Origin of the sequence: Vibrio sp. TBV020, assembly GCF_046056895.1 — a bacterium.
Lineage (GTDB): Bacteria > Pseudomonadota > Gammaproteobacteria > Enterobacterales > Vibrionaceae > Vibrio.
Genome location: NZ_JBEEAQ010000003.1, coordinates 2,905,942 through 2,930,900 on the forward strand (window position 1 = coordinate 2,905,942; position 24,959 = coordinate 2,930,900).

Genomic DNA, 24,959 nt, shown 5'->3' on the forward strand with positions numbered 1-24,959 from the left:
TAAGTAAGTAACAAGTAAAATTATGACTCTTCCCTCAATGAGAGTCAGAGTTGTAAGAATTCGATGATTTGTGCAGGGTAACGTTCGAAGTCAACAAAGCTATGATCACCCCCTTCTTCTACTGATTGTCTAGCACCGGAAAAATGTGTCACGGCTTGACGGTAATCGAGAACTTCATCTTCAACTTGTTGCAACAACCAAAAGTCACTCGGAGATTTGATTGAAGGCGTATCTATCGCTTTTAGTTCATCGATATGTTTGGCTTCCAACAGATACTTTTCATTGGTGTACGGATTCTCCTGCTCACCAAGAAAATCGACTAACAATTCATAAGGCTTTACTGCTGGGTTAACAACAACCGCTTTATACCCAAACTGAGCATTCAACCACATCGACATATACCCACCAAGGGAGCTGCCTACTAACCCTATTTGGTAGTCATCTTTATATTGATTGACGATATCTAAAAGCAAATCTGCGGCTTGTTGAGGGAAACAGGGTAAACGAGGAATCACCACCTTTATATCAGGTCTCTGTGACTCACAGTAGGCTTTCATTACGTTAGCCTTATGCGACAAAGGTGAGCTGTTAAAGCCGTGGATATAAAGAAGTAGTGACGGTTTCATTAATAGCCTGCTGAATTAAAGTCTGGTTGAAAACTGCCTGGTTTTAAGCGCTTCACCTGTGTGGAAACTGAACCATCGTTGTGTAGCTCCAACTCTCGCCAGCCTGGAGACAATGTGTCGAGCGCAAAGTCATCCGAATTTGGCTTAAACTGAACACAGGTCGATGGTGTAGCCATCACTTGGACTCCGTTGTGCATCACGTTCATGTCTTGGTGAACATGACCACATACAACCGCTTTGACATTGTTATGTTTAGCGACTAGGTTCCAAAAGTTATCCGCTTCTTTCAGCGTGTGTTGATCCAACCAGCGACTGCCAACCAGTATAGGGTGATGGTGAAGCAAGACTAATGTATTGCGTTCTGGGTATGCGGTAAGCTTTTCGTCCAGCATAGCAAGTTGATCGTCGCTTAAAAAACCATGCGGTACACCAACAACTTGTGAATCTAGCAGCACCATTTGCCAATGGTCACCAAGTAACACGTGTTCAACTTGCTGAATTTGAGTAGATGGCAGCACTGAGTGCATGCTTGGCTTGAAATCATGGTTTCCTGGAAGCCAAAAGCATGACAATTCTAACTTCTCTATGCCTTTCTCGAAGTGTTGGTAAGAAACAGCGCTATGGTCTTGGGATATATCACCAGTCGATAACATAGCGTCATAACTCGCACCACTATCAGCAATAGCGTCAACAACAGCATGAAAACTGTCTAATGTTTTGACACTTAGCAAGCTGCCATCCACTGGCTCAAACAAATGAGTGTCAGTGATTTGCAGCAGCTTAATGCTGTCTTGACCTGATGAAATAGATGTTACTTTCAAAACAAAACCTAAATATTCAATGGGGTGCGACTAATACCCTGTCTTAAACAAAATGAAAGCCAATCACCTAGAAAGCGGTTGAGCTGGACCTTTTCATCTTGCTGTAGCATTTTTTCGTTTGGATAATCGTATCGGGCATTGACTCGTTTCAGATGGTCGCAGCTACACACTTCTGCTACACGAGCATCGTGATAAAGCCTGACAGACATCGTCGGCAATGGAAATACTGGAACGTCATCACTTTGACAAATATCGACCAAAGTTGTGTACTTTGTGACTTCAACCACTTGGATTTGGTACGTCATATTTGCAGCTTGATAGCAGCGTACGTCATCGACACTCGGCTGATTAGGCAACAAAGCGTTTAACTTGGCATAATTTGTTTCGTATGTCCGCATCAAATCTGATAAATCAACATGATACGGTTTCTTTAAAGCGACTTGTTCCATTCTTCTTTCAAACGTTGATGATTAAGCTCTAACCATTGCAAAGCAATAATAGAGGCACCATTTTCAAATTTTCCATCTACAACCCACTGATAGGCTTGTTGGCGAGACATAACGTGGACACGAATATCCTCCCCTTCATAGTCTAAACCATGAACGCCATGCGCTGTGCTTGCATCGACTTGGCCAACATAAACATCTAGCTTTTCCGAGCACCCACCTGAAGAAGGATAATAAGAGGTTACTTTCTCAAGTTGTCCAACTTCGATTCCTGCTTCTTCGACCGCTTCTCGGCGCACGACATCTTCTACGACTTCATCACGGTCAATCATGCCTGCAACAATTTCAAGCTGCCATGGTTTTTCATGTTCTAACGCCCCAACTCGGATTTGTTCAATAATGACAACTTGATCAGTAATAGGGTCATAAGGGAGCATTGCAGCAGCATGACCACGCTCAAACATTTCGCGTTCAATGGGCTCACTCCAACCGCCTTCAAACAATTTATGTCTAAAGCGATACTTAATCATTCTAAAAAAACCCTGAAACAGTGTTTCTTTTGAGATAATTTCCACATCTTCGGGAGTAAACTGTTGATGTTGATTGTCAGACTGTTGCATTTGGCACCTCTCTGAGTGAATCTTATAGTTTACTCAGACAAAAGCTTAACTTCCAAGGGCATGGCTCAACTTTTTATACAATTTTTATAGTTCTAGTTAAATTGATGAATTATTTTTATTGCACAAGTGGATAGTTAAGTGTAAAACTTTGCAAAGTTTCGAGTGATTTACCATCAATTGAGTTAAACTCTTGATGAGAAAACTTTTTCATATTTTGGCAGGAATAGGACCTATGAAAAAACTGCTTCCACTATTTATCAGTGCAGCACTTGGCGGCCTAAGCACAAACGCTTTCGCCGATACACTGGCAGACATTTATAACCAGGCGAAAGAAAACGACCCGACGCTTCTAAGCGCAGCTGCTCAGCGTGATGCCGCATTTGAAGCAGTGACATCAAGTAGAGCATCTTTACTTCCAACAATTGGATTGACTGCAGGTTACGATATCAATCGCGGGGACAGAAACAGCGTAAGCAACGATAGCGATGGGTGGAATGCAGGTATTAATTTCACACAAGAGCTATATGACCGCTCTAGCTGGATTACTCTAGATACATCTGAAAAAACTGCGCGCCAATCAGACGCATCATTTGCTGCGACGCAACAAGCGCTGATTTTACGTGTTTCAACAGCATACTTTGATGTATTGCGTGCCCAAGACAACCTTGAATTTGTTCAAGCAGAGAAAGCCGCTGTTGGCCGTCAGCTAGAGCAGACAAAGCAGCGTTTTGAAGTAGGTCTATCAGCGATTACTGACGTACATGATGCACAAGCTCAATACGATGCAGTACTAGCAGATGAAGTACTAGCACAAAACAGCCTGGTCAATAGCTACGAAGGCCTACGTGAGATCACAGGCCAAGAGCACTCTAACCTAGACGTTCTAGACACTGATCGTTTCTCTGCAAGTAAAACATCAACTGCTATTGATGCGTTAGTGGAAGAAGCACAACAGAAAAACCTAAGCCTACTTGCTGCTCGAATCAAACAAGATATCGCTAAAGACGATATTTCTAATGCTAGTTCTGGCCACCTACCAACGCTGAACTTAAAAGGTGGGTACAATCTCACAGACACTAGTGCTGATTCTGGTGATGTTGAAACCGATAATTTTAACGTTGGAATCCAACTTGATGTTCCACTCTACACTGGTGGTGCAACTACCTCGCTAACGAAGCAAGCTGAGTTCAACTACGTTGCAGCGAGCCAAGATCTAGAAGCAACCTACCGCAGCGTTGTAAAAGACGTTCGTGCATTCAATAACAACATCAGTGCTTCTATCGGTGCATTACGCGCTTACGAACAGACTGTAGTTTCAGCACAATCTGCACTTGAAGCAACAGAAGCTGGTTTTGATGTAGGTACTCGTACTATCGTTGACGTACTAGACTCGACTCGTCGTCTATATGATGCGAACAAGAGCCTATCTAACGCACGTTACGATTACATCCTAAGTGTACTTCAGCTTCGTCAAGCAGTCGGTACGCTAAGCGAGCAAGATATTTTGGATATTAACGCAGGCCTAAAAACGGCAAGTAAGTAATCCGATTGTTCTATAAGAAAAAGGCTGACCCCATTGGAGTCAGCCTTTTTTGTATCAAGTCATTGGTATGAATATCAGTAAACAGTATCAATCTTCACATTTTTCTCAACTAACCAATCAACCTTATCATTACTGTTGAGTAATAGAGCCACATTGACAGGCTGATTTGGGTCAACTGGGAACTGCCACACAAATACGACTTCCCACTGATTCGGACTATGAGTACGTAGCTCTAATAGATCGCCATCAATCATCCATGTTTCGTCACCCTGCTGAATTGAGATACTTTCTACGTCCAACTCGGCTGGCAGCGTTGATTCTGATTCAATATATAGAGCACCATGTAAAGTGTTGTCTTGCACTTCACCAATAGTCGGCATTTTGTTCAACCAAAGGTTACTCTTTAGCGTCACTTCTGTTTCTGCAATCACTGCCTGATTATCTTGGTCCCAACCAACTTGCTGAGTTGCACAACCAGCCAACAAAGCGACACCGAGCGAAACTAATGCTACTTTTTTCATCTTATTTACCTTTGTTGTTATTTAGCCATTCTTTGAGTATTTGAATATCATTTTCATACTCATTTTTCATTTCTTCAACCCAATCATCAATATTTTCCCACCAAGCGGGTAAATCTGGTGATTGAGCTTTCTGGGCTACACTTTGAATATGTTTCAAGCCAATTGACCCCGCAGCACCTTTGATCTTATGGGCTTCAGAAACAATGCCTTCTTGGTGCCTTGCAACCATATTGGAATCCAACACCTGCAGGTAATCAGGCATCATGTCTTCAAACATTTGAATGCTATCTAACACTGGCTGAGGACCAACAATGCTGACATACGACTCCAGCATTTCTAGATCGAGTAGCGTTGAATATATTTCTCCCCCTTCAGGGATCACTTCAACATGTTCTTGTTGAGGAACTACGTCTTCTCGCTCACCTTGAGTGAACTTAGCTAATACATCCTGCACCGCTGTCACTGAAAGTGGCTTGCTGATGGCATCATCCATACCTTTTTCAAGATACTCTTGCTTGTTCTTCAATACATTGGCTGTTAATGCCACCAGCGGTGGTAGATCAGAGTAAGTCCTGCGGAAATACTCTGCTATATCAAACCCTGTCATATCTGGCAGCTGAATATCTAGGAACACCAGATCGTAAATTTCAGGGTCAAACATCTCCATAGCTTCAGCACCATTCATGGCAACTGACACTTCATGGCCCATGCTTTCTAGTAAAGAACGAGCAACGGTAATATTTAGCTCGATATCTTCTACCATGAAAATATTCAGCTCCTGAGACTTCACCGATGCTACGGCTTGAGGTACTTCAACTTCAGCAAGCGGTACGCGTATTGTAACCGTGAACGTACTGCCAAAGCCTTCTTCACTAGATACCGTGATATCCCCATCCATCATATTAATAAGTTGCTTCGATACTGCGAGACCGATACCGGTACCTACAGCATGCAGGTTATCTTTACCTGACTTAACTTGGTAATACATGGCAAAGATCTTCTCTAGTTCCGCTTCCGGAATACCGATGCCACTATCTTCAATCTCCATGGTGATATGAGCAAATTCTTCATCCACTTCAGAGCTCACACTCATCACCACACCACCCTCTTTAGTAAACTTCATCGCATTGCTGATAAGGTTCCAAAGCACCTGACGTAAACGGGTCGCATCAACTTCAATCGCGGTAGGCAAATCGCTCAAGCGTTCAAGATCAAAACGTAGCCCTTTCTGCGAAGCCATAAGAGCCGAGATGCTTTCCATCTCAGCCACAAACTCTTCAAAGTTCAATGGCGATGGGAACAACTCCAGTTTGCGGCGATCAAACTTATCCATATCAATGATATCGTTGAAGATATTACCAAGTGTAATCGCGCTAACATTGATCGTTTGCATGTGGCTACGCTGCTCTTGCGTCATTTGCGTATCAAGCAGCATTCGGCTTAAGCCCACGATACCATTGAGTGGTGTGCGAAGTTCATGACTGATTGTAGAGATAAAGGTGGTTTTATCCCTGCTCGCTTTTTCTAACGATTCTTCATGGCGTTTACGTTCAGTAATATCACGGCCAAAACCGACCAGCCCAAGGTGTCGACCATCTTTGCTGTAAAAAGGAACCTTACGTAATTCAAAGTAATTACGACGACCATCCGGATACTCTAACCACTGTTCATAAGTGAGTGCCTGATTGTCAGAGAATACTTTTTGGTCGGTATCAACTATTTGCTGAGCCACTTCTTTGCTGTACACATCCCATGGGGTTAAGCCGACTAATTGGCTTTCCTTCTTACCGGTCAACTCTTCCATCGCACGGTTACAGCCAGAGAATACCCCTTCAGCATTGCGGTAGTAGATCAGGTCAGGAGAAGCATCAATGAAAGAGCGTAGCAACGCGGTACGTTCCGCCAACTCAACCTGTGTTTTTTCACGCTGATAGACCTCATTCTCAAGATCTTTCATCGCTTCTTCACGGGCTTCTTCCGCTTTAATACGTTCTTCAATCTCTTGATTTAGCTTAGAAATATTCTGTTGAAGTTTGTTGTTGAGCTCTTGATCTCGCGAGCGCATGTCCTTCAATTTCGAAACCAGCTTGGAAAGGCGCTGGCGTGATTCTTCTAGCTGATCAACAACAACTGAAAGAAAGTAAACGGCCCATGGAGTGATTAACAAACCAAAGAAGACAGAACGGACAATATCAATATCATCCACATGCCCACTTAACACTAAAGTAATGCCAACCTGAACCACAACGGCAAGGGCGACAAGGGCAAGGGCGAGAAGAATAGAAAATCGTAGGATGCCAAGCTTTACTAGCAAGTCGACATAATACTGGGCAAGGTTTTTTATCGGCTTCATCAAGAGCTCCGAAAGGTAGTATAAAGCAATCGTAATCTAAACAAGGGCTTGCCTAGACAACTATCACTCATACTACCTGTTTTCACCAGTCACGGCGAAAAGAATCCAAATTAGGAGCGGGTTAATTTTCTGATGTGTGATGCACACAGGTCTGGTTACGCCCATTCGCTTTAGCTTGGTATAGGGCGCTATCAGCCAGTGCGACAATCGATTCACTGGTATCTAACGGTTGAGGGATCAAGGAAACAAGACCAATACTGGCAGTGACAACATTAGATACCCCTGATGTTTGATGCTCTAGCGCTAATTCTTCAACCCCCTGATGGATACGCTCAGCCACTTTCATTGCACCGTCTGACGTTGTATTAGGCAAAATAAACGCAAACTCTTCACCACCATAACGAGCCACACAATCACTTGAGCGAGGCAGTACTTGCTTAAATACTTCTGCAACTTTAATCAGTGCTTCATCACCGCGTTGATGACCATAAAAATCATTGAAGCCTTTGAAGAAGTCAATATCACACAGCATCACAGTCATTGGCTGTTGCTCTCGGGAGTGGACATGCCACAAAGTATCAAGCTGTTCATCAAAACGACGACGGTTGGAAATTTGAGTCAGGCTATCGATAAAGCTCAGTCTTTCGAGTTCTTGATTCGCCTCTTCCAGTTTTTGCTCTGCTAAATAGCGCTCCGAAACATCACGCGCCATAACAAGAACACCGTTGGTGCCAGAAGCGGGATCTCTAAACGGTGATTTCACCACGTCATACCAAATAAACTGACCATTGCTGTTTACGACGCGATCGATATAGCGCAGAGATTTCCCCTCATGCAGCACTTTGTTGTCCGTCTCTGATAAGCGGCTATACGATTCATTTGGAATTACATCTTGCAGACGCTTACCGATAAGATCATCGACCTCAGATATGCCAAGGGCTTTTACAAACGGCGGGTTACACGCTTGATAGACCATGTTTTCGTTAAAGATACCGATTGAATCTGGGCTCGACTCCAAAATGTTCTGCAGAATCGTATCACGCTGAGCCAGCGCTACCTCGGTGTCTTTACGTTTATCCATCTCATCACGTAGGCTTTTCTGCATATCGTGCCAATCAGTGACATCATGACTGATACCCAAAGTACCGATTCTTTCACCACTAGAAGAGAGCAATACACTCTGATAGCTTTCCAGTAAACAGCTTCTGCCATCTGGTGTTACCGTCCATCGCCTTTTGCTCGCTCGACCTTTAATCACTCCCTGAATATCAGCAGTCCCCTCCTCTTCACGATTATGCCAAAAGCGCTGGAATGCTCGGTTGCTAGAGATGAGTTGCCCCTCTTTATCTTTGATAAAAACAAGCTCAGATAAATTATCGAAAGCACTTTTCACCATCATTAATGAATCAACTTCTTTCTTTAACTCTTCATCGGTTTCTTGATGAGCAGAAAAATAAAGAAGCCAAGCCGTTCGACGACGATAAATAGTCTTGCGTCCAGTAACATCCAACTCAATACGACGAGTTTTAGAGAGAGGCCAACTGAGTTTATGAGAAGAAAAACTTTGCCCAGAAAAAGGCGAGACAGTAGTAAGAAGAAATTGAGCAGTTACCAAATCCGGTAGCATGTAGTTCTTACCTACTCTGCGTACTCCTAAGACTTGGCTAGCAACTGAGTTAGCAAGCAGTAACTCGCCAGTTTTACTATCAATTAAGAGTAAAGCATTGGGGGTTGTCGTCACTAACTCGGCCAGATGAGCCTGGTTACGAGCATAGATTGCAACAGTGGCAACAATAGCGAGTAAGATAACAACAAGATCAAAACCATGCCCGTGAGTCGTGTCCCACAACCAAACTAGTACTTGTTCCATCCCAATACTCAAACTCTTAATACATATCTATTGTAAGGGTACAAAAGATATCAGTTTATTGCTTAATATTCAGCCTTTAATATTGGTTTTGTATATATAAACGGTTGATTTATTAGCGTGCCTTGTGCTCCATCACGGTCCAAAGCTCGACCGATTTCTGTCATCGCTAACCACCTATTCTCACACCATAATGGGGCAAGAAGTGTCGGCCTTCTCGCAGCGGATGATACTCGGTGATAAACCACCTCAGGAGGTGTCATCCGAATGAGTTCACTTGCCGTTGATACATACTCGTCAAGTTCAGGTGCTTCTAGCTTGCCCGCTTTCCAAGCTTTAGCCATAGTGCTGCCTTCAACGATATGAAGTCCATGCAACTTAATACCATCAGTACCGACTTCCAGCACCTGTTGCATCGTGGCAATGTTGTCTTCTCTCGTCTCTTTAGGTAAGCCGACTATTAAATGAGTACAAACTTTTATGCCCAAAGCGCGCGCTCGCTTAGTGATCTCAGCATAGCATTCAAAGTCATGACCACGGTTAATGCGCTTGAGCGTTTGGTTGTTTGCTGTCTGTAACCCTAACTCCAACCAAATTTCATATCCTTGCTCAACATAGCTGGATAATAGATCTAGCACCGCATCAGGGACACAGTCTGGTCGAGTACCGACGCATAAGCCGACAATATCTGCCGCTTTTAATGCTTCTTCATACATGTTCTTCAACACTTGTACCTCAGCATAAGTACTGGTGTAAGCTTGAAAGTATGCAAGGTATCTCTTTGCGCGATCGATCTCTCCCGCGCGATCTTTCAATTGATCGTGAATGCTTTTTATCTGCGCTTCTTCATCCGCAAACGACGCAACATTACAGAACGTACATCCACCCCGCCCTATTGTTCCATCACGGTTTGGACAACTGAAACCACCGTGCAGAGTCAGTTTATGGACTTTTTCTCCGTACCGACGTTGTAAGTCTTGGCCGATGGTGTTGACGAGTTCGTGAAGTTGCATATTTACTCTTTCTTCTAGATCGAAATGAATATCATTAAGATTAATGTAATTAAATTACAGTTTTGAAAAATTTTCGAGCATGGAATGTAACGATTTCAAACAGGCGATAAGTTAAGCAAAGTCAATAAACATGCAGAAATAACGTGTCACAGGCGATATGTTAAGCAAAAGTTAAACATATTATTCATTTAAACTACGAAAAAAGTGGGCAACAGGGTCGAGTTTTGATTGCATTTCCGCCTAACTAAATTGTAGGATACTTACAGATTTTGCTGTTTTTTGTATTTTCAATTACATGGAAACTCAGCAAAACATCGGTGTTTTCCAACTCCTACCTATATAAATCACTAGATTGTGATACAAAAAAAATGGATTACACCAAGGATTGTTTTTCTCGCAATATTTTTCCTGCGAGATACGGAATGGAATCAAAGTCACCAACCTAGGCGACTTCGAATCATAAAAATAAAGGACAGGACGTAGAACTAGTTTCCGACTAGCCTCATTGCGCCTATTTGAACTGGAAGGATGTATCCATGGTAGATAGAGAGCAAAGTTCACAAGGTCTATATACTCCAGAGTTGGAGCATGACGCTTGTGGTATCGGTTTTGTTGCTCACCTAAAAAACCGCAAATCGCACGAAGTAATTACGCAAGCACTTGATATGCTTGCTCGCATGGAACACCGTGGCGGTCAAGGGTGTGACCCTTGCTCGGGTGACGGTGCCGGTATCTTGCTGCAAAAACCACACGAATTTCTTTTAGAAGAAGCTGTTCAGCTTGGTATCAAGCTGCCTTCTTTTGAAAAGTACGGTGTTGGTGTTGTACTTTTCCCTAAAGATGAGCACAAACGCGCTCAATGTCGCGATATTCTTGAGCGCAATGCTAAGCGCCTTGAACTAGACGTAATTGGCTATCGCGTTCTTCCGACCGATAACTCAATGATTGGTGCAGACCCACTAAGCACTGAACCTCAATTTGAGCATGTATTTATCTCTGGTGGTCCTGGTACTACACCTGAAGAGCTAGAGCGTAAACTATACGTACTACGTAACTACACGGTTCGTGTATGTCTTGAAAGCGTGTCAAACATTGGCGATGACTTCTACATCAACTCTATGTCTTACAAGACTGTGGTGTACAAAGGTCAGCTAACGACAGAGCAAGTACCTCAATACTTCCTAGATCTACAGAATCCAACGATGGTGAGTGCACTTGCGCTTGTTCACTCTCGTTTTTCTACCAATACATTCCCGCGCTGGCGTCTAGCTCAGCCTTTCCGTTACATCGCTCACAACGGCGAAATCAACACAGTTCGTGGTAACCTGAACTGGATGAAAGCCCGTGAAGCAATCATCGAATCTGACCTGTTTACTCAAGCAGAGATCGATATGCTTCTACCGATTTGTCAGGAAGGCAGCTCAGATTCATCTAACTTCGATATGGCACTTGAGCTCCTAGTTCTTTCTGGTCGCAGCCTGCCACATGCATTGATGATGATGCTCCCTGAAGCATGGCAAGAAAACAAAAACATGGATCCAACTCGTCGCGCGTTCTACCAGTACCACGCGAACGTTATGGAACCGTGGGATGGCCCTGCATCAGTATGTTTCACAGACGGTGTTCAAGTTGGCGCAACCCTTGACCGTAACGGCCTCCGCCCTTCTCGCTACACAGTGACTAAAGATGATTTCCTAGTGATGGCTTCTGAGTCTGGTGTAGTTGAAATTGCCCCAGAGAACGTTGAGTTCCGCGGTCGTCTACAACCGGGCCGTATCTTCGTTGCAGATCTAGAAGAAGGTCGCATCATCTCTGATGAAGAAGTGAAAGATGGCATTGCATCAGCACAACCTTACGAGAAGTGGGTTGAAGAAAACCTACTGAGCTTGAAAAAACTGCCAGATGCGAGCAATGAATTCAGCCAGCCTTCACCAGAGAAGCTACTGCACAAGCAGCAAGCATTCGGTGTGAGCTCAGAAGAAGTAAACGAAATCATTGTACCAATGGCGAAAGATGGTAAAGAGCCACTTTCTGCAATGGGTGCCGACTGGCCACTAGCGATTCTGTCGCACCAGTCACAACATCTATCAAACTACTTTAAACAGCTATTTGCTCAGGTAACTAACCCGCCAATCGACCCAATTCGTGAGCGCATGGTTATGTCTCTGAACACTTATCTAGGTAAGGATCAGAACCTACTTGCTGAGTCTCCAGAGCACTGTCAAAAAGTAGAGCTTGAGTCGCCAGTTCTTTCTAACTCTGAGCTAGAAAAACTGCGTGCTATCGACAATGAGCACCTTCAAGCGAAGACGCTAGACATCGTATTCCAAGCAAGCGAAGACGAAGGCAAGCTAGAGCGTGCACTTAAGCGTATCTGTCAGTATGCAGAAGATGCAGTAATCGACGGTTACTCAATCATCCTTCTAACTGACCGTGCTGTTAACTCTAACCATGCAGCTATCCCAGCAATGCTTGCAGTTGGCGCCGTTCACCACCACCTAATCCGTAAAGGTCTACGTGCGAAGTGTGACATCGTGGTTGAAACTGGTGACGCACGTGAAACGCACCACTTTGCAACATTAGTTGGTTACGGTGCAAACGCAGTTAACCCATACCTAGTTATCGAAACTATGGTTGAGCTACAGCGTACGAAGAAGCTGGATCCAAACACAGATATTCGTGAGCTATTCGAGAACTACCGTAAGTCTATCAACGGTGGTCTACTGAAGATCTTCTCGAAGATGGGAATCTCAACACTGCAGTCCTACCACGGCGCACAGATCTTTGAAGCATTGGGTATCAGCAAATCTGTAGTTGATAAGTACTTCACTGGTACGGTTTCACGTATCCAAGGTCTAACTATCGACGATATCGCGAAAGAAGTGCTTGTGCGTCACCGTATTGGTTACCCAACTCGTGAAATCCCAGTACAAGTTCTTGATGTAGGCGGCGTTTACCAGTGGAAACAGCGTGGTGAAAAACACCTGTTTAACCCTGAGACTATTTCACTACTGCAAGAATCTACTCGTAACAAAGACTACGCTCAGTTCAAGAAATACGCGAAAGCGGTGGACGACCAAGGCGATAACGCAGCAACGCTACGTAGCCAGCTAGACTTTGTTAAGAACCCAGCAGGTTCGATCCCATTAGAAGAAGTAGAACCAATCGAAAACATCCTCAAGCGTTTCGCGACAGGTGCAATGTCATTTGGTTCTATCTCGTACGAGGCTCACTCTACACTAGCTGTTGCGATGAACCGCATTGGCGCGAAATCAAACTCTGGTGAAGGTGGTGAAGATCCAACTCGTTTCGAGCGTAAAGAAAACGGCGATTGGGAACGCTCTGCAATCAAACAGGTTGCTTCAGGCCGCTTCGGTGTAACGTCTTACTACCTAACTAACGCAGATGAGCTACAGATCAAAATGGCTCAGGGTGCAAAACCAGGTGAAGGTGGTCAGCTACCAGGTGATAAGGTTGATGACTGGATCGGTGCAACACGCCACTCGACTCCAGGCGTAGGTCTAATCTCGCCACCACCACACCACGATATCTACTCAATCGAAGATTTAGCTCAGCTAATCTACGACTTGAAGAACGCAAACCGTGCTGGTCGCGTCAACGTGAAGCTAGTATCGGAAGCCGGTGTAGGTACGATCGCGTCAGGTGTTGCGAAAGCGAAAGCTGACGTTGTCCTAATTGCAGGTTTCGATGGTGGTACAGGTGCATCTCCGATGTCATCTATCCGTCACACAGGTCTGCCTTGGGAGCTTGGTCTAGCGGAAACGCACCAAACGCTTCTGAAAAATGGTTTACGTAACCGTATCGTTGTTCAGTCTGATGGTCAGATGAAAACGCCTCGCGACCTTGCAGTAGCAACACTACTTGGTGCTGAGGAATGGGGTGTAGCAACAGCAGCGCTAGTTGTTGAAGGTTGTATCATGATGCGTAAGTGTCATAAGAACACCTGTCCTGTCGGTATCGCAACTCAGAACAAGACTCTGCGTGAGCGCTTCGATGGCCGCGTAGAAGACGTAGTGACATTCTTCCAATACATGGCTGAAGGCCTACGTGAAGTGATGGCTGAGCTTGGTTACCGCACTATCGATGAGATGGTTGGTCAATCACACAAACTAAAAGTTCGTGATGACATTGGCCACTGGAAGTACAAAAACCTAGATCTGTCTCCTGTTCTTCATATCGAGCAAGCTCGTGAAGAAGATGGCGTTTACAACCAAACACAGCAAAACCACAACCTAGAAGAAGTTCTAGACCGTAAGTTGATTCAAGCGGCTATCCCAGCACTTGAGAAAGGTGAAGCAGTTGACGCTGAGTTCCCTATCATCAATACGGACCGCTCTGCAGGTACCATGCTGTCGAACGAAATCTCTAAGGTTTACAAAGACGCGGGTCTACCACAACCAATGAACGTGAAGTTCAACGGCTCAGCAGGTCAATCATTCGGTGCATTCCTAGCTAAGGGCGTGAAGTTCGAAGTAGAAGGCGATGCGAACGATTACTGGGGTAAAGGTTTATCTGGCGGTACGCTAGTACTTTACCCAGACGCAAAATCTTCAATTGTCGCTGAAGATAATATCGTTGTTGGTAACGTATGTTTCTACGGTGCAACCTCAGGTGAATCATACATCCGCGGTATGGCTGGTGAGCGTTTCTGTGTACGTAACTCAGGCGCGAAAGTAGTCGTAGAAGGTGTTGGTGACCACGGTTGTGAATACATGACAGGCGGTGTCGCAGTAATCCTTGGCTCAACAGGTCGCAACTTTGCAGCTGGTATGAGTGGCGGTGTGGCTTACGTTTGGGATAAGTCAGGCGACTTCGAAACCAAGCTAAACCCTGAATTAGTAGACCTAGATCCAATCGAAGCAGAAGATCGCGAACTACTAAAAGAGATGCTAACTAAGCAAGTTCAATTCACAGGAAGTGAAGTTGCTCAGTCTTTCCTAGACAACTTTGAAGCAAGCCTAGAAACCATGGTTAAGGTAATGCCGCGTGATTACAAAGCGGTACTTCAAAAGCGCAAGGCTGAAGCAGAGCAAGCACAAACGGAAGAAGTGGAGGCAGTATAATGGGTAAGCCTACTGGATTTTTAGAACATGGTCGCGAGCTTCCAAAGAAGCTCGACCCTTCGGTTCGTATTGAAGACAACAAAGAATTCGTTCTAAACGAAGAGTTTGGTGACAAGATCAATACTCAGGCTTCTCGTTGTATGGACTGTGGTGTTCCTTTCTGTCACAGCGGTTGTCCGATTGGTAACATCATCCCTGAGTTTAACGATGCAGTTTATCGCGATAGCTGGGAAGAAGCGTGGAACATTCTAAGTTCAACCAATAACTTCCCAGAGTTTACAGGCCGAGTATGTCCTTCTCCTTGTGAGAGTGCATGTGTACTGGGTATCAACCAAGACCCAATCACTATCTGTAATATCGAGAAGACGATTGTAGAAACTGCGTACCGTGAAGGGTACGCAAAACCAAAAACACCTCGTTCTCGCACAGGTAAAACTATTGCGATCATCGGTTCGGGCCCTGCAGGTCTTGCAGCGGCAGAACAGCTAAATAGTGCAGGTCACTCAGTGACGGTATTTGAGCGTGATGAGAAAGTTGGCGGTCTACTGCGCTTCGGCATCCCAGATTTCAAACTGGGTATGGACGTGATTGATCGTAAGATTAACCTAATGGCTGAAGCGGGCGTTGAGTTCAAAGTAAACCAACACATTGGTGTTGACGTGAATGCACAACAGCTTCGTCAAGAGTTTGATGTTGTACTGCTAACTGGCGGGTCAACGGTTCCACGTGACCTACCAGTTCCAGGTCGTGAGCTGAAAGGCGTTCACTTCGCAATGGAATTCCTAGGTCAAAACAACCGCCGTGCAAACGACATGGATCTTAAGGGTGAAGAGATTCACGCGAAAGACAAGCATGTTGTGGTTATCGGTGGTGGTGATACTGGATCTGACTGTGTTGGTACGTCCAACCGTCATAAAGCAGCAAGTGTTACTCAAGTAGAGATCATGCCGATCCCACCAGAGAAGCGCCCAGCAAACATGCCTTGGCCTCAGTACCCAATGATCATGAAGACAACAACTTCTCACGAAGAAGGTTGTGATCGTCATTGGAACATCCTGACTAAAGAGTTCATCGGTAACGATAAAGGTGAAGTCACTGGTTTACGTATTGCTGATATCGTTTGGCAAGATGCGAAACCTGGTGAACGTCCGGGCTTTGAAGAAGTTGCAAACTCGGAGCGAGTAATCCCATGTGACATGGCATTTCTTGCAATGGGTTTCCTGCACCCAGAGCCAACTGGCGTACTTGCTCAGTTAGATATCAAACTTGATGAGCGTGGTAACGTAGCAACTGAAGGTTTTGCTACCAACCAAAAAGGTGTATTTGCTGCGGGTGATATGCGTACTGGTCAATCATTGGTTGTTCGTTGTATTAACGAAGGCCGTGAATGTGCAATCGCTATCGATGATTACCTAATGGGTAACTCAAACCTAGAAGCTAAAGCAGACTCATTAATGCTATCTGCATAATACCTAGCCACCCTAACTACTTCATATAGTAGATTCTGGGTGGCAATGATTACATAATCATTCCTTCCAAACTTTTCCATTTGACCAGTACATTGTGCTGGTCTTTTTTATTTTCTCAAAATACTTAATGTTGCAAAATTGTAACATTAGAAACCTTAAGCTTCTGAATTATATAGACAATTACAGCGTATTAAGTGGTAAATCGCACATTGGCATGATTTTCCACCAAGAACTTGACCTTTTTCATAATAACCTATACGTTGTGAAGTCGATGAAAATTATTTTCTCAATATTTGTTAATAGTTCTAACGGAAATTAGTGCATATTTATACAAATAATAACAATTAGAACGAATAGTTAGTCATATATACCAACCCTTTAAATGTTGGTAGTTCTGTCGGGAAGACAGGTGAAGCAAAGGGAGAATTGCAATGGCTCTATATGATCCTAGTCTTGAAAAAGACAACTGTGGATTTGGCTTGATTGCACACATGGAAGGTGAACCAAGCCACAAATTGGTACGTACCGCTATTTCTGCACTTGACCGCATGACCCATCGAGGCGGCATTGCAGCAGATGGAAAAACCGGTGATGGCTGTGGCTTATTGCTGCAAAAACCAGATTCATATCTACGCTTAATAGCCGAAGAAAATGGCTTCAACCTTGGCAAGCAATATGCCATTGGTATGATTTTCTTTAACCAAGATCCAATCAAAGCCAAGCAAGCTAAAGATGTTATAAACCAAGAACTTGCACAAGAAACCTTAACCGTATCGGGTTGGCGTGAAGTACCAACAAACTCGGCAGTTCTTGGCCCGATTGCAGCGGACTCTCTACCCAATATTCAACAGGTGTTCATCTCAGCTCCTGCGGGTTGGCGTGAACGCGATATTGAACGACGCCTATATATCGCTCGTCGTAGAATTGAAAAACAAATCACTGACGACAGTGACTTTTATATTTGTAGTCTGTCGACTCAGGTAATGGTTTATAAAGGCCTGTGTATGCCTGCAGATCTACCTCGATTCTACTTAGATCTTGCTGATCTGCGTATGGAGTCGGCGATCTGTCTATTCCACCAACGTTTCTCAACTAACACGCAACCCCGTTGGCCATTAGCTCAACCATTCCGCTATTTGGCACATAACGGTGAGATCAACACCATTGAAGGTAACCGCCAGTGGGCAAGAGCGCGCGCGTACAAGTTTGCCTCGCCATTATTACCCGATCTGAAAACGGCAGCTCCATTCGTGAATGAGACTGGCTCAGATTCCTCCAGCTTAGATAATATGCTCGATCTCTTCCTAGCAGGCGGAATGGATGTGTTTAGAGCAATGCGTATGCTTGTACCACCAGCATGGCAGAACCATCCAGATATGGATCCAGATCTGCGTGCCTTCTACGACTTTAACTCTAAACACATGGAACCGTGGGATGGCCCTGCCGGTATCGTTTTATCTGATGGTCGTTACGCTGCTTGTAACCTTGACCGTAATGGTCTGCGTCCAGCACGTTATGTCATCACAAAAGATAAACTTATCACCCTTGCATCTGAAGTCGGAATCTGGGATTACGCACCTGATGAAGTGGCAGAAAAGGGCCGAGTTGGTCCCGGAGAGCTTCTCGTTGTCGATACTCGTCGCGGAAAACTTTGGCAATCAAGTGAAATCGATAATGACCTAAAAGGCCGTCATCCATATCGTGAGTGGATGGAAAACAATGTCCACAAGCTAACCCCGTTTGCTGAACTACCCGACGATAAAGTTGGTGAGCGCAGTTTCGATGACGACCAACTGAAGACCTACCAAAAGCAGTTTGCGATGAGCAACGAAGAGGTCGATCAAGTGCTACGAGTGCTTGGTGATATGGGACAAGAAGCTGTCGGTTCTATGGGTGACGATACCCCAATGGCGGTGCTTTCTTCTAAAGAACGTTTAGTGACTGATTACTTCCGCCAGAAGTTCGCTCAGGTCACCAACCCACCCATCGACCCGTTGCGCGAAAAACATGTTATGTCTTTGGCAACCAGTATCGGTCAAGAGATGAATGTCTTTTGCGAGACCGATGGACATGCTCACCGTGTGACGTTTGGCTCTCCGGTTCTGCTTTATTCAGATATGCAGCAGCTACTTCAGCTCAATGATGAACACTATCGCAGTACAGTGATCGATATTAACTACGATCCTGAAGAAAAAGATCTTGAGAAAGCAATCCAAGATCTGTGCGAACAAGCAGTAGAAGTAGTTCAAAGTGGTACTGTTTTAGTCGTTCTGTCTGATCGAAATTTGAAAAAAGGTCTGCTTCCTATTCCTGCTGCAATGGCAGTGGGCGCGGTTCAGAGTCGCTTAATTGATGCGAATCTTCGTTGTGACGCAAACATCATTGCTGAAACAGGTACAGTTCGTGACCCTCACCAATTTGCAGTACTACTTGGCTTTGGTGCCACAGCGGTTTATCCGTACCTTGCTTACGAGGCACTAGGTAAAGTCATTGATGATGGTGCGATCGAAAAGACCTATCGTGAAGTGATGCAAAACTACCAATATGGCATCAACAAAGGCCTCTATAAGATCATGTCGAAGATGGGTATCTCGACAGTCGCCTCGTACCGTTGTTCTCAGCTTTTTGAAGCCGTTGGTCTTAGCCAAGATGTTGTCGAGCTTTGCTTTAAAGGCGTAACGACTCGTATCCAAGGCGCCAACTTTGAAGACTTCGAGCAAGATATTTATAACCTTTCACGTAAGGCTTGGGCAAAACGCAAACCGATTGAACATGGTGGCCTACTGAAATACGTTCATGGTGGGGAGTATCATGCCTATAACCCAGATGTCGTAGGTACATTACAACAAGCCGTGAAGTCTGGTGATTCTTCAGACTATAAGAGCTTTGCTAAGCAGGTAAATGAACGTCCTACTGCGATGTTGCGTGACTTAATGAAGCTGAAAAAGTCAAACTCTCCCCTACCTCTTGAAAAGATTGAACCGAGTACAGAGCTATTTAAACGCTTTGATTCAGCCGCAATGTCTATCGGTGCATTAAGCCCTGAAGCGCATGAAGCTCTAGCAACAGCGATGAACCGTTTAGGTGGTTACTCAAACTCAGGTGAGGGTGGTGAAGACCCACGTCGTTTTGGCACTGAACGTAACTCACGAATCAAGCAAATTGCATCCGGTCGCTTTGGGGTAACGCCTCATTACTTAACTAACGCCGATGTGCTGCAGATAAAAGTTGCTCAAGGTGCAAAACCGGGTGAAGGTGGTCAGCTTCCTGGACACAAAGTAACCGCTGAAATCGCCAAACTGCGCTACTCCGTACAAGGGGTTACCCTGATTTCTCCACCTCCGCACCACGATATTTACTCAATCGAAGATTTGGCTCAACTTATTTTCGATCTTAAACAGGTTAACCCTAAGGCGCTTGTCTCCGTTAAGCTAGTATCTGAACCTGGTGTCGGCACCATCGCGACAGGTGTAGCAAAGGCTTATGCCGACTTAATCACTATCTCTGGCTATGATGGCGGTACCGCGGCTAGCCCATTAACCTCGGTAAAATATGCGGGTAGCCCTTGGGAACTAGGTCTAGCTGAAACTCAGCAAGCACTAGTCGCGAATGGCCTGCGCCATAAGATCCGCCTGCAAGTTGATGGCGGTCTCAAAACAGGTCTTGATGTAGTGAAAGCGGCTATCTTAGGTGCTGAAAGCTTTGGCTTTGGTACTGCTCCTATGGTGGCAATGGGCTGTAAGTTCCTACGTATCTGTCACTTAAATAACTGTGCGACTGGCGTTGCAACACAAGATGACACACTACGTAAAGAGTACTTTAAAGGTCTACCAGAAATGGTGATGAACTACTTTATTGGTCTAGCCGATGAAGTACGTGAGCTACTTGCAGAGCTTGGTGTTGAGAAACTAACCGATCTGATTGGCCGAACCGATCTGTTAGAAACCGTAGAGGGCATGACAGCCAAACAAAGCAAAATCGATCTCTCTAACATCTTAGAGGCTCCAGTATCGCCACAAGATCACCCACTTTATTGGACAGAGCCTAACGCTCCGTTTGATAAAGCCGAGTTGAACCAGCAAATTATTGATGACGCATTGGCAGCAGTTGAAGCAAATCAGTCTGCAGACTTCTTCTACAACGTTATTAATACCGACCGCTCTATTGGTGCTCGCCTATCCGGTGAGATTGCTCAACGCTATGGCAACCAAGGCATGGCAGCTAACCCAATTAAATTGCACTTAGACGGTACTGCTGGTCAGTCATTCGGTGTTTGGAACGCTGGAGGTGTTGAGCTTTATCTAACCGGTGATGCCAATGACTATGTAGGTAAAGGTATGGCTGGCGGCAAGCTCGTCATTAAACCTCACCAAGGTACAGCCTTTAAGTGTAATGAAGCCACTATTATTGGTAACACATGTCTATACGGTGCAACCGGAGGTAAGCTCTTCGCAGCAGGTACTGCAGGCGAGCGTTTTGGAGTGCGTAACTCTGGCACGATTTCAGTCATTGAAGGCGCTGGAGATAATGCATGTGAGTATATGACTGGCGGTATTGTGGCAATCCTAGGTGCAACAGGAGTTAACTTCGGTGCAGGTATGACTGGCGGCTTTGCTTATGTGTTAGACAAAAATGATGACTTCCAAGGTCGAGTGAATCAAGAATCTGTAGAAGCCGTTGCTCTATCCGACTTGAACATTCACCAAGAACATTTACGAGGCTTAATTGCAGAGCACTTAGAAGAAACAGGCTCCGTACACGCTGAAGATATTTTGGCGAACTTTGATGAATGGATTCCAAAGTTCTACTTGGTGAAACCAAAAGCGGCCGATTTGAACACGCTTCTTGGTCACCAAAGTCGCAGCGCTGCAGAACTGCGCGTTCAAGCCCAGTAAGTCATGGAGGATGTATAGATCATGAGCCAGAACGTATATCAATTTATCGACGTACAACGTGTAGATCCTGCGAAGAAACCCATTAAAATCCGTAAGATCGAGTTCGTTGAAATTTATGAACCCTTTACTAAACAACAAGCAACCGCTCAGGCTGATCGTTGCTTAGATTGTGGTAACCCATACTGTGAATGGAAGTGTCCAGTACACAACTATATTCCTCAATGGCTTAAGCTTGCCAATGAGGGACGTATTATCGAAGCAGTCGAGCTTTCTCACCAAACCAACAGTCTTCCTGAAGTCTGTGGTCGCGTCTGTCCACAAGATCGCCTATGTGAAGGTTCTTGTACTCTGAACGATGACTTTGGCGCTGTCACTATTGGTAACATTGAAAAGTATATTACCGACAAAGCTTTCGAAATGGGTTGGAAACCAGACATGTCGAAAGTCGAATGGACCGATAAAAAAGTTGCCATTATTGGCGCAGGCCCAGCAGGTTTAGCTGCAGCAGATATTCTCGTCAGAAATGGCGTTAAGCCTGTGGTGTTTGATCGCTACCCTGAAGTTGGCGGGCTACTCACTTTCGGTATTCCATCATTCAAATTAGAAAAAGGCGTGATGGAAAATCGCCGTAAAGTCTTTAGTGAAATGGGGGTTGAATTCCGCCTCAATACGGAAGTAGGTAAAGACATACAAATGCAGCAACTTGTTGATGAGTATGACGCTGTTTTCCTTGGTGTTGGTACCTACAAAAATATGCGCGCAGGGCTAGAGAACGAAGACGCCCCTGGTGTTTATGACGCCCTACCTTTCCTCATTTCCAATACCTACAAAGTTATGGATCTAGAGGATGACAAACCATTCATCAATATGGAAGGTAAAAAAGTAGTGGTTCTAGGTGGTGGTGATACCGCTATGGACTGTGTTCGTACTTCGATTCGCCAAAATGCAGATAAGGTGATTTGTGCCTACCGCCGTGATGAAGCCAACATGCCTGGCTCCCGCCGTGAAGTAAAAAATGCCAAAGAAGAAGGGGTTAACTTTATGTTCAACCTACAACCCCTTGGTCTTGAGGTTGATAGTTCTGGTAATGTCTCTGGTGTTAAGGTGGTTAAGACAGCACTTGGTGAACCAGATGAAGCTGGCCGTCGTCGCCCAGAACCGGTTCAAGGTAGCGAGCACGTACTTGAAGCCGACACGGTAATCATGGCATTTGGTTTCCAGCCTCATCAAATGGCTTGGCTAGAACCATATGGTGTAGAACTTGATCAATGGGGACGAATTAAAGCACCTTCCGATCAAGAATTTATGTTCCAGACCAGTAATAAAAAAATCTTTGCTGGTGGAGATGCAGTTCGAGGTTCAGACCTTGTCGTTACTGCAATCGACGAAGGACGTAAAGCGGCAGAAGGAATCCTTGATTTCCTAGAGGTGTAATCCAGCCTTAATGCTCAATCAATATCACAAAAGGGTCCTATTTATGGATCCTTTTTTCTTTCTCTACATATAATTACCTCACAATAAAAAATAGGGATTCAACATGAAGAAAGTCGCTCTCCTTTCCATCGCAATGTTGGGTTTAACCGCCTGTAGCCAAGGAGTTCAAACCATGACAGATCGTACTGCCTCACCTTGTGGTGATAAACCTAACTGTGTTTCCACTCAAGATGATCGTGAAAAGTACCAACTTGCACCGTTTATTATCACAACAGACGCAAATATTGACTCGATTGAAGCTGCTGCACTAACACTACCAGGCGCGAAAACAGCCGTTAAAGAGGAAGGTTACTTACGTATTGAATGTACGTCTAAGATAATGCGTTTCACCGATGATCTGGAACTAAAAATCGAAGGGGATAAATTATTGGTTCGATCGGAATCTAGAGTCGGCTACTCTGACTTTGGTGTGAATCGTAAACGTGCCGACGCCCTACGAACAGCTCTCACTGAAGCGAACTTGATCAAGTAACTAGTAACTCAAAGTGCTACTTTAAATGGAATGGGCTGTGCTGCTATTGTGTCAAGTATGCGCAGAAATAGCTCAGCGCTAATTTCAACGACGACGCTATCCTCAAGCGACTTGGAACGCAATAGCTGTACAGGTTATTCCGTTGGCTGAGAATTGGAAGAAATAAAAAAACCGAAGCACTTGGCTTCGGTTTTTTTATTCAATGCATATACTCAAAATAATTAGAGTACCCGCTAGGCGACAAAAATTTAAACCCTATGAGCCTAGGGCGAAATTTCATAGTCAACAACTCTTTGAGTGCTTATTCAGTCTCTTCGCGGAACACCACTAAGCGTTTAGGAGCAACTTTACCGTCATCGTTGAGCTCAGCAACACCGATAAACAGCTTTTCTTCGCCAGAAGTCATACGCAAAGTTCCTTCCGGAGCACCAAGTACCCGTACCGGCATACCATGTTGAACTAAGTTTGTTAGTTCAGCGTTTAGATTCACCTCAGGTAAATCTTCTACAGCGGTATCCATTGGTAGCAATAGTGGATCAAGTAGCTCTTTTGGTGCCACTTCATCACGGTGTGCTTGCTCTAGCAGTTCATTTAACTGTTCAAGCGTCACCATCTTCTCGTATGGGTACTTTGCAACACCTGTACGACGAAGCATCGTCACGTGTGCGCCACAACCTAGCATTTCACCAAGATCATCAACAATAGTACGGATGTAAGTACCTTTTGAACAATGTACTTCCATCTCAACTTCATCGCCTTCAAAACGGTGAAGAACGATTTCGTAGACAGTAATCTTGCGAGACTCACGTGGTACTTCGATACCTTGGCGAGCGTATTCGTAAAGAGGCTTACCTTGATACTTCAATGCAGAAAACATTGAAGGTACTTGGTCTGACTCACCGCGAAATTTGTCGATACAAGCTTCAAGCTTCTCTAGATTCACATCAACCGGACGAGTCTCTACCACTTCACCATCAGAATCTGATGTATCGGTACGCTCACCCAGCTTAGCGATTACTCGGTAACGCTTGTCTGAATCTAATAGAAATTGAGAAAACTTCGTTGCTTCACCAAGACAAATCGGCAGCATACCCGTCGCTAGGGGATCCAGAGCACCGGTATGACCTGCTTTTTCTGCAAAATAGATACGTTTAACTTTTTGCAGTGCATCATTGGATGAAATGCCTGTTGGTTTATCCAAAAGGATAACACCATTAATTGGACGACCTTTACGACGACGAGCCATTACTCTTCACCTGCCTGATCTTCTTCGCGACCTGAATCTTTTAGTTTACGCTTATCTTCACTTACAACTTCAGAAACTAGGTTCGACATACGCATACCCTCAACTAGAGTATTGTCGTAGTAGAAACGAACTTCAGGTGTTAGACGAAGACGAATACGCTTACCTAGCATCATACGGATGTGAACTTCGTGCTCACGTAATGCTTCTAGGCAAGATTCTGGCGTTTGCTCACCAACGCATAGGAAAGTCACAAATACTTTTGCGTAAGCTAGATCTCGTGACACTTCTACATCTGAAATGGTCACCATACCTAGGCGAGAATCACGAACTTCACGTTGAAGGATCATCGCAAGTTCTTTTTGCAGCTGCTGTGCAACACGCTGCGTGCGGCTAAATTCTTTTGACATATCTTTTCTCTTATTAGAAAGAATGGGGGGATGGATAAATTCCAGCCCCCCATGGCGTATTCAACAACCAATTACTGCTTAT

16 protein-coding genes are annotated in these 24,959 nt (G+C 44.7%); 6 read left to right on the forward strand and 10 right to left on the reverse strand.

The genetic code is table 11. The annotated features are described in order from the left end of the window. Positions 1-44 precede the first annotated feature (44 nt). From yqiA to nudF, 4 genes are read right to left on the reverse strand one after another with little or no spacing between them, the layout of a single operon-like run. Positions 45-626, reverse strand: coding sequence for an esterase YqiA (gene yqiA / locus AAFX28_RS21315; RefSeq protein WP_408690555.1), 582 nt, complete (start codon positions 624-626; stop codon positions 45-47). After that, positions 626-1,447 carry a 3',5'-cyclic-AMP phosphodiesterase gene (cpdA, locus tag AAFX28_RS21320; protein WP_408690556.1) on the reverse strand — a complete coding sequence of 274 codons (822 nt, stop codon included), beginning with the start codon at positions 1,445-1,447 and terminating at the stop codon, positions 626-628. The genes yqiA and cpdA overlap by 1 nt, the downstream gene beginning before the upstream one ends. A gap of 8 nt (positions 1,448-1,455) precedes the next feature. Beyond that, entirely contained in the window at positions 1,456-1,896 is a 441-nt protein-coding gene (locus AAFX28_RS21325; RefSeq protein WP_408690557.1) for a DUF1249 family protein, read from the reverse strand. Continuing rightward, on the reverse strand, positions 1,878-2,513 hold the full coding sequence (gene nudF, locus AAFX28_RS21330; RefSeq protein WP_408690558.1) for an ADP-ribose diphosphatase: 636 nt from the start codon (positions 2,511-2,513) through the stop codon (positions 1,878-1,880). Before nudF ends, AAFX28_RS21325 begins: the two co-directional genes overlap by 19 nt. Positions 2,514-2,745: 232 nt before the next feature. On the opposite strand from nudF, the gene tolC reads away from it, so the two are divergent. After that, positions 2,746-4,056, forward strand: coding sequence for an outer membrane channel protein TolC (tolC, locus tag AAFX28_RS21335; protein WP_408690559.1), 1,311 nt, complete (start codon positions 2,746-2,748; stop codon positions 4,054-4,056). A gap of 74 nt (positions 4,057-4,130) precedes the next feature. Here the strand turns inward: tolC and AAFX28_RS21340 are convergent, their stop codons facing one another. The 4 genes from AAFX28_RS21340 to AAFX28_RS21355 all read right to left on the reverse strand — a co-directional run bounded on the left by AAFX28_RS21340 (position 4,131) and on the right by AAFX28_RS21355 (position 9,810). Continuing rightward, positions 4,131-4,577 carry a hypothetical protein gene (locus AAFX28_RS21340; protein ID WP_408690560.1) on the reverse strand — a complete coding sequence of 149 codons (447 nt, stop codon included), beginning with the start codon at positions 4,575-4,577 and terminating at the stop codon, positions 4,131-4,133. A gap of 1 nt (position 4,578) precedes the next feature. After that, positions 4,579-6,930, reverse strand: coding sequence for an aerobic respiration two-component sensor histidine kinase ArcB (gene arcB / locus AAFX28_RS21345; RefSeq protein ID WP_408690561.1), 2,352 nt, complete (start codon positions 6,928-6,930; stop codon positions 4,579-4,581). A 121-nt stretch (positions 6,931-7,051) separates the two neighbouring features. Further along, the gene (locus AAFX28_RS21350; RefSeq protein ID WP_408690562.1) at positions 7,052-8,800 is read right to left on the reverse strand and encodes a diguanylate cyclase domain-containing protein; all 1,749 of its coding nucleotides are present in this window, start codon (positions 8,798-8,800) and stop codon (positions 7,052-7,054) included. 62 nt (positions 8,801-8,862) lie between these two features. After that, positions 8,863-9,810, reverse strand: coding sequence for a TIGR01212 family radical SAM protein (locus tag AAFX28_RS21355; protein WP_408690563.1), 948 nt, complete (start codon positions 9,808-9,810; stop codon positions 8,863-8,865). Positions 9,811-10,346: 536 nt separating this feature from the next. Between AAFX28_RS21355 and gltB (AAFX28_RS21360) the strand changes: the two genes are divergently transcribed. The 5 genes from gltB (AAFX28_RS21360) (at position 10,347) to AAFX28_RS21380 (ending at position 23,224) form a co-directional block, all read left to right on the forward strand. After that, positions 10,347-14,894: a glutamate synthase large subunit gene (gltB, locus tag AAFX28_RS21360; RefSeq protein ID WP_408690564.1), complete on the forward strand. Its 4,548-nt coding sequence runs from the start codon at positions 10,347-10,349 to the stop codon at positions 14,892-14,894. Further along, positions 14,894-16,363: a glutamate synthase subunit beta gene (locus tag AAFX28_RS21365; RefSeq protein ID WP_408690565.1), complete on the forward strand. Its 1,470-nt coding sequence runs from the start codon at positions 14,894-14,896 to the stop codon at positions 16,361-16,363. The genes gltB (AAFX28_RS21360) and AAFX28_RS21365 overlap by 1 nt, the downstream gene beginning before the upstream one ends. A 431-nt stretch (positions 16,364-16,794) precedes the next feature. After that, on the forward strand, positions 16,795-21,258 hold the full coding sequence (gltB, locus tag AAFX28_RS21370; protein ID WP_408690566.1) for a glutamate synthase large subunit: 4,464 nt from the start codon (positions 16,795-16,797) through the stop codon (positions 21,256-21,258). 21 nt (positions 21,259-21,279) lie between these two features. Next, complete coding sequence (locus AAFX28_RS21375) at positions 21,280-22,692, forward strand: FAD-dependent oxidoreductase (protein WP_408690567.1); 1,413 nt, start codon at positions 21,280-21,282, stop codon at positions 22,690-22,692. 103 nt (positions 22,693-22,795) lie between these two features. Next, positions 22,796-23,224: a DUF1499 domain-containing protein gene (locus AAFX28_RS21380; RefSeq protein ID WP_408690568.1), complete on the forward strand. Its 429-nt coding sequence runs from the start codon at positions 22,796-22,798 to the stop codon at positions 23,222-23,224. Between the two features lie 301 nt (positions 23,225-23,525). Here the strand turns inward: AAFX28_RS21380 and truB are convergent, their stop codons facing one another. Then, the gene (gene truB / locus AAFX28_RS21385) at positions 23,526-24,470 is read right to left on the reverse strand and encodes a tRNA pseudouridine(55) synthase TruB (protein ID WP_408690569.1); all 945 of its coding nucleotides are present in this window, start codon (positions 24,468-24,470) and stop codon (positions 23,526-23,528) included. Then, entirely contained in the window at positions 24,470-24,877 is a 408-nt protein-coding gene (gene rbfA, locus AAFX28_RS21390) for a 30S ribosome-binding factor RbfA (protein WP_408690570.1), read from the reverse strand. The genes truB and rbfA overlap by 1 nt, the downstream gene beginning before the upstream one ends. Positions 24,878-24,959: the final 82 nt, after the last annotated feature.